This window comes from Nocardiopsis protaetiae, from assembly GCF_045446735.1.
GTDB classification, from domain to species: domain Bacteria; phylum Actinomycetota; class Actinomycetes; order Streptosporangiales; family Streptosporangiaceae; genus Nocardiopsis; species Nocardiopsis protaetiae.
The window spans coordinates 1-3,819 of record NZ_JBJJBV010000431.1; the positions used below are offsets into that span (position 1 = coordinate 1).

Sequence of the window (3,819 nt, forward strand, 5' to 3'; positions counted from 1 at the left end):
GACAGCTCGCCCTGGTCGAACAGCTCCGCGGCGACCAGGCGTCGTTTCTCGTACTCGGCAGGAGTGCGGGGAGAGGAGAGGGGAAGCTCCATGGCCAGGGTTTTCCCAGCTCGCTCGGCTGTCAACCCACACATCAAAGATCAGTACACCAGGTGTCTGGGCTTTCAAGCGAGGTCTGTGCAACCGCGGCTTCACAGGCGGAGCGTCTTTCCGTGGACCTGTGTGGCCGGGGATGTGCGCTGTGCCCCGACCCGTCCCCGGAAAACACCCCCACCACCGAGGACGTGAGCCCAACGCGTACACCTGCTGGTCTGCCGAGCCTCGTACCGTGGGGACGGCTCCGCGCCCAGCCCGGGTCTGTACGTTCCCAAGGGGTGACCCGTGGAGACCAACGCGACCGAGAGCGGTCTCCGCACACCGCCGTCCGCAGATGGCGGGGGTTTGGGAAACCTGCTCTTGCTGTCTCACCCCCTGGGGTCGGGGTCCAGTCCCGCTCTACCGAAACCCCCCGGGGCCAGGGCGGGAAGCCTCGTGCGGCCCTCACCCCCTGCGGCGGGGGAGGCACAACGCCCTCCGGCTATGGCTAAGGTCCCGGGTAGGTGACCGGGCTGTGGCTGAGGCCCCGGGCAGGCGGGAAACCCCCCGGGGCCAGGGCCAGAGGCCTCCTGCCGCCCCCACCCCCTGCGGCAGAGGTGGCCAGGAAGGTGACCGGGCTGTGGCTGAGGCCCCCGGTCGGGTGGGAAACCCCCTGGGGTGGGGGCGGGAGGCCTCGTGCAGCCGTCACCCCCTGCGGCGGAGGTGGCCAGGAAGGTGGCCGGGCTGTGGCTGAGGCCCCAGGTCAGGTGGGAAACCCCCCGGGGCCAGGACCAGAGGCCTCCTGCCGCCCCCACCCCCTGCGGCGGGGGCGGCCAGGGAAGTGACCGGGCTGGGGCCGAGGGCCCCAGGTCGGGTGGGAAACCCCCTGCCGCGAAGGTCCCGATACCCGCAACCCTCACCCCCACAAGACCGGGAACGGAGGCAACACCTCCGCCCACCCCCTGGAACCGGAGGAACCGATCCCTCCCCCGAGCTGTGCCGGGGCCCCAAAACAGACACACCCCCACCCCCCACAGCGTTAAAAGGGCATAGGTGAACGACAACGCTCTCTTTCCAGGGGCCAGGACGGGAGACTTTGCAGCGCTCACCCCCGGAGCCAGGCCCCCGGCCGTGTGGGCGACCCCCTGCGGAGAGGGGTGCGGTTCGGTTCTAGGGTGGGGGGATGACTCAACGGGACACGGACAAGCCGGTCGTGCTGTCCAAGATCTACACGCGGACCGGGGACGCCGGGACCACTGCTCTCGGCGACATGAGCCGGACCCGGAAGAACGACAGCCGGATCGTCGGCTATGCGGACACCGAGGAGGCCAACGCGGCCATCGGCACCCTGTTGGCCCTCGGTGAGGTGCCCGAGGACGTGCGGGTGCTGCTGTCGAGGATTCAGAACGAGCTGTTCGATCTGGGGGCGGACCTGTCGACCCCGATCGTTCCGGATCCCGAGTACCCGCCGCTGCGTGTCCTGCCGGAGTACGTCACTCGGCTGGAGGAGGCCTGCGACACCTACAACGCGGACCTGCCGACCCTGCGCAGCTTCATCCTGCCCGGCGGCTCCCCCACGGTGGCCCTGACGCACACCGCCCGGGTGGTGACCCGGCGGGCCGAGCGGAGTGTGTGGGCGGCGATCGAGGAGCACGGCGACTCCGTCAACCCGCTCACCGCGCAGTACCTCAACCGCCTGTCGGACCTGCTGTTCATCCTGGGCCGGTACGTGGCGCGGGAGGGCGACGAGGTCCTGTGGAAACCCGGCGGCGAACGCTGACCCGATTCCCGTCCGCCTCTGGACACCGCCGGAGGGACGGGGGAGAGTGAAGCCGTCCTCTCCCCCGGCCCTCCGAAGGAACCCCCCCGTGACGGAGAAGAAGCGCGTCTCCCGGCAGATGCTCCAGGCCCGCAACACCCCGGTCATCGGCTGGTCGTTCACCGTCCTGGGCGCGGTGCTGCTCGCCCTCAACCTGTGGCTGATCGCGCTCGGCGCGTTCAACCCGGCCGTCCTCATCGCGATCGTGCTGCTGGTCGCCGGCCCCCTGCACCTGCGCCGCCACACCTTCGAGCTGGTGCGCTACTCCGACGGACGCATCGCGTTCAGCGGGCCCGGCTGGTTCGGCAGCCGGGATGTCGGTCCCACCCGTTCAGGTGAGCGCTTCCTGGTCGAGGGCGGCCGGATCGTCTTCGAGTCCGCGGACGGCGGTCGCCGCAGACTCCCCGTGTACCGGTGGCTGACCCGCCGTTCGGACTGGGAGCGGGCCGTGCGGATCATCGAGGGCGACGACTAGCAGGCGGGCGGGAAGTCGTCGGGGTCGGCGTACTCCGGCTCCTCGCCGGAGACGCTCGCGTAGAGGCCCTGTTCGGAGGCCAGCGCGCCGGTGGTGAAGCGCAGCACCGCGATGTCGTGCTCGGTGGCCTCGCCGGGGCCGGACTCCGTGGTGCCCACCCCCAGGAGGTACTCCTCGTCGGGGGACTCCGGGCCCATCCGGTAGACGGGGCGGCCGTCGCCGCCGATGATGTCCCAGTCCGCGCCCGGGGCCGACAGGTCCACCTCCAGGGAGCGGCCCTCGAACTCGCGGGTGGCCACCAGGTGTCTTCGCTGGGTCTCGCCGAGCAGGTCGATCTGCCGGGGCGGCTCCTCGCCGCACCAGGTGACCATGACGACGGGGAACTTGTGCCCGGCCGTGAAATGGCCGGTGGCGACCGCGGCGACGTGGCCGCCGGTCGGCTGGCAGGAGACGAGGAACGGGCTGAGAAGGGCGAGGGCGGTCAGGCCCCGCAACCGCGACACCATCATGGAAACGCATCCTGCCACCCCGGCGCGTGTGTGCGTTGGCGGCGCGCTCAGGAGTCCCAGTCGGTTCCCGGGGGCAGGGACTCCACCCAGGAGAGGAAGCCCGTGAGGGTGGCGTCGTTCATGGCGATCTCCGCCGCGGGGTGCCCGGGCCAGGTCAGGTGGACGACGGTGGTGTCGGCGGGCAGGGCCTCGCCGGGGTGGGGCGGTCTGCGTCCGGATACGACGAGACCGCGGCGCGACAGCTCTGCCGTCGGCCGCGGCCTGATCGAGAATGCGGGGAACCAGCCCAGGTCCAGCGAACCGTACCGGCACAGGCCGATCCGCCAGGCGCCCCGGCGTCCCCTCGCGCCCGGGAAGCGCAGGTGACACTCCACCGCCCCGCCGCGCCGCAGGATGACCCGGCGGCGCAGGACGGCGGCGCACACCACCGCCACCGCGCACAGGGCGAGGGCGGGGAACACCCACCGAAGCAGTTCCAGTGGCTGTTCCATGGGCCCCCGTTCCGAAAACTAGGAGGCGTCCTCGCCGGCGGCCCGCAGGCGGCTGCGGGCGCGGCCCAGGGCGGCGGTGTCGTCACCCTCGGTCGCGTTCTTCAGCGCCGTGCGGGCGCGTTCCACGTCGATGTCCTCGGCGAGCTCCGCGGTCTCGGCGAGGATCGAGACGCGACCCTCACCCGACACCGAGATGAACCCGCCGTGGGCGGCGGCGCGGACCTCACCGTTCTCCCGCGCGCCCAGCACGCGGACGACCGCGTCCTCGGCGAGCAGCGAGAGCACGGGGATGTGGTTCGGCTGGATACCGATCTCACCCTCGACGGTCTTCGCGATGACCATGTCGCCCTCGCCCGCCCACACCTCGTGCTCGGGCGAGACGATCTCGACGAAAAGCTTCTTCGACACTGCCTGAACTCCTCGGCCAGCGGTTGGGATCGGCGGGGGGGG

Annotated in this window: 5 protein-coding genes; 2 read left to right on the plus strand and 3 right to left on the minus strand. The window is 71.4% G+C overall.

Annotated elements, in window-relative coordinates; genetic code table 11:
• Positions 1-1,258: 1,258 nt before the first annotated feature.
• Together ACJOT3_RS33355 and ACJOT3_RS33360 are read left to right on the plus strand one after the other, a co-directional pair.
• Positions 1,259-1,855, plus strand: a complete 597-nt coding sequence (locus ACJOT3_RS33355; protein WP_406977122.1) for a cob(I)yrinic acid a,c-diamide adenosyltransferase — start codon at positions 1,259-1,261, stop codon at positions 1,853-1,855.
• An 88-nt stretch (positions 1,856-1,943) separates the two neighbouring features.
• A complete protein-coding gene (locus tag ACJOT3_RS33360; protein ID WP_406977123.1) occupies positions 1,944-2,369 on the plus strand; it encodes a hypothetical protein in 426 nt (141 codons plus the stop codon).
• Here ACJOT3_RS33360 and ACJOT3_RS33365 read toward each other — a convergent pair.
• The 3 genes from ACJOT3_RS33365 to ACJOT3_RS33375 are packed head-to-tail and all read right to left on the minus strand — an operon-like array spanning position 2,366 to position 3,777.
• A complete protein-coding gene (locus ACJOT3_RS33365; RefSeq protein WP_406977124.1) occupies positions 2,366-2,878 on the minus strand; it encodes a hypothetical protein in 513 nt (170 codons plus the stop codon). The two genes, ACJOT3_RS33360 and ACJOT3_RS33365, sit on opposite strands and share 4 nt — an antisense overlap.
• A 47-nt stretch (positions 2,879-2,925) precedes the next feature.
• Positions 2,926-3,369: a DUF2550 domain-containing protein gene (locus ACJOT3_RS33370; protein WP_406977125.1), complete on the minus strand. Its 444-nt coding sequence runs from the start codon at positions 3,367-3,369 to the stop codon at positions 2,926-2,928.
• Positions 3,370-3,387: 18 nt separating this feature from the next.
• Positions 3,388-3,777, minus strand: coding sequence for a F0F1 ATP synthase subunit epsilon (locus tag ACJOT3_RS33375; RefSeq protein WP_220562983.1), 390 nt, complete (start codon positions 3,775-3,777; stop codon positions 3,388-3,390).
• Between the last annotated feature and the right edge of the window lie 42 nt (positions 3,778-3,819).

Excerpts from the sequence above, each read along its gene's own strand:
- ACJOT3_RS33355 (WP_406977122.1), top strand. The coding sequence starts at position 1,259 with ATGACTCAACGGGACACGGACAAGCCGGTCGTGCTGTCCAAGATCTAC.
- ACJOT3_RS33365 (WP_406977124.1), bottom strand. The coding sequence starts at position 2,878 with ATGATGGTGTCGCGGTTGCGGGGCCTGACCGCCCTCGCCCTTCTCAGC.
- ACJOT3_RS33370 (WP_406977125.1), bottom strand. The coding sequence starts at position 3,369 with ATGGAACAGCCACTGGAACTGCTTCGGTGGGTGTTCCCCGCCCTCGCC.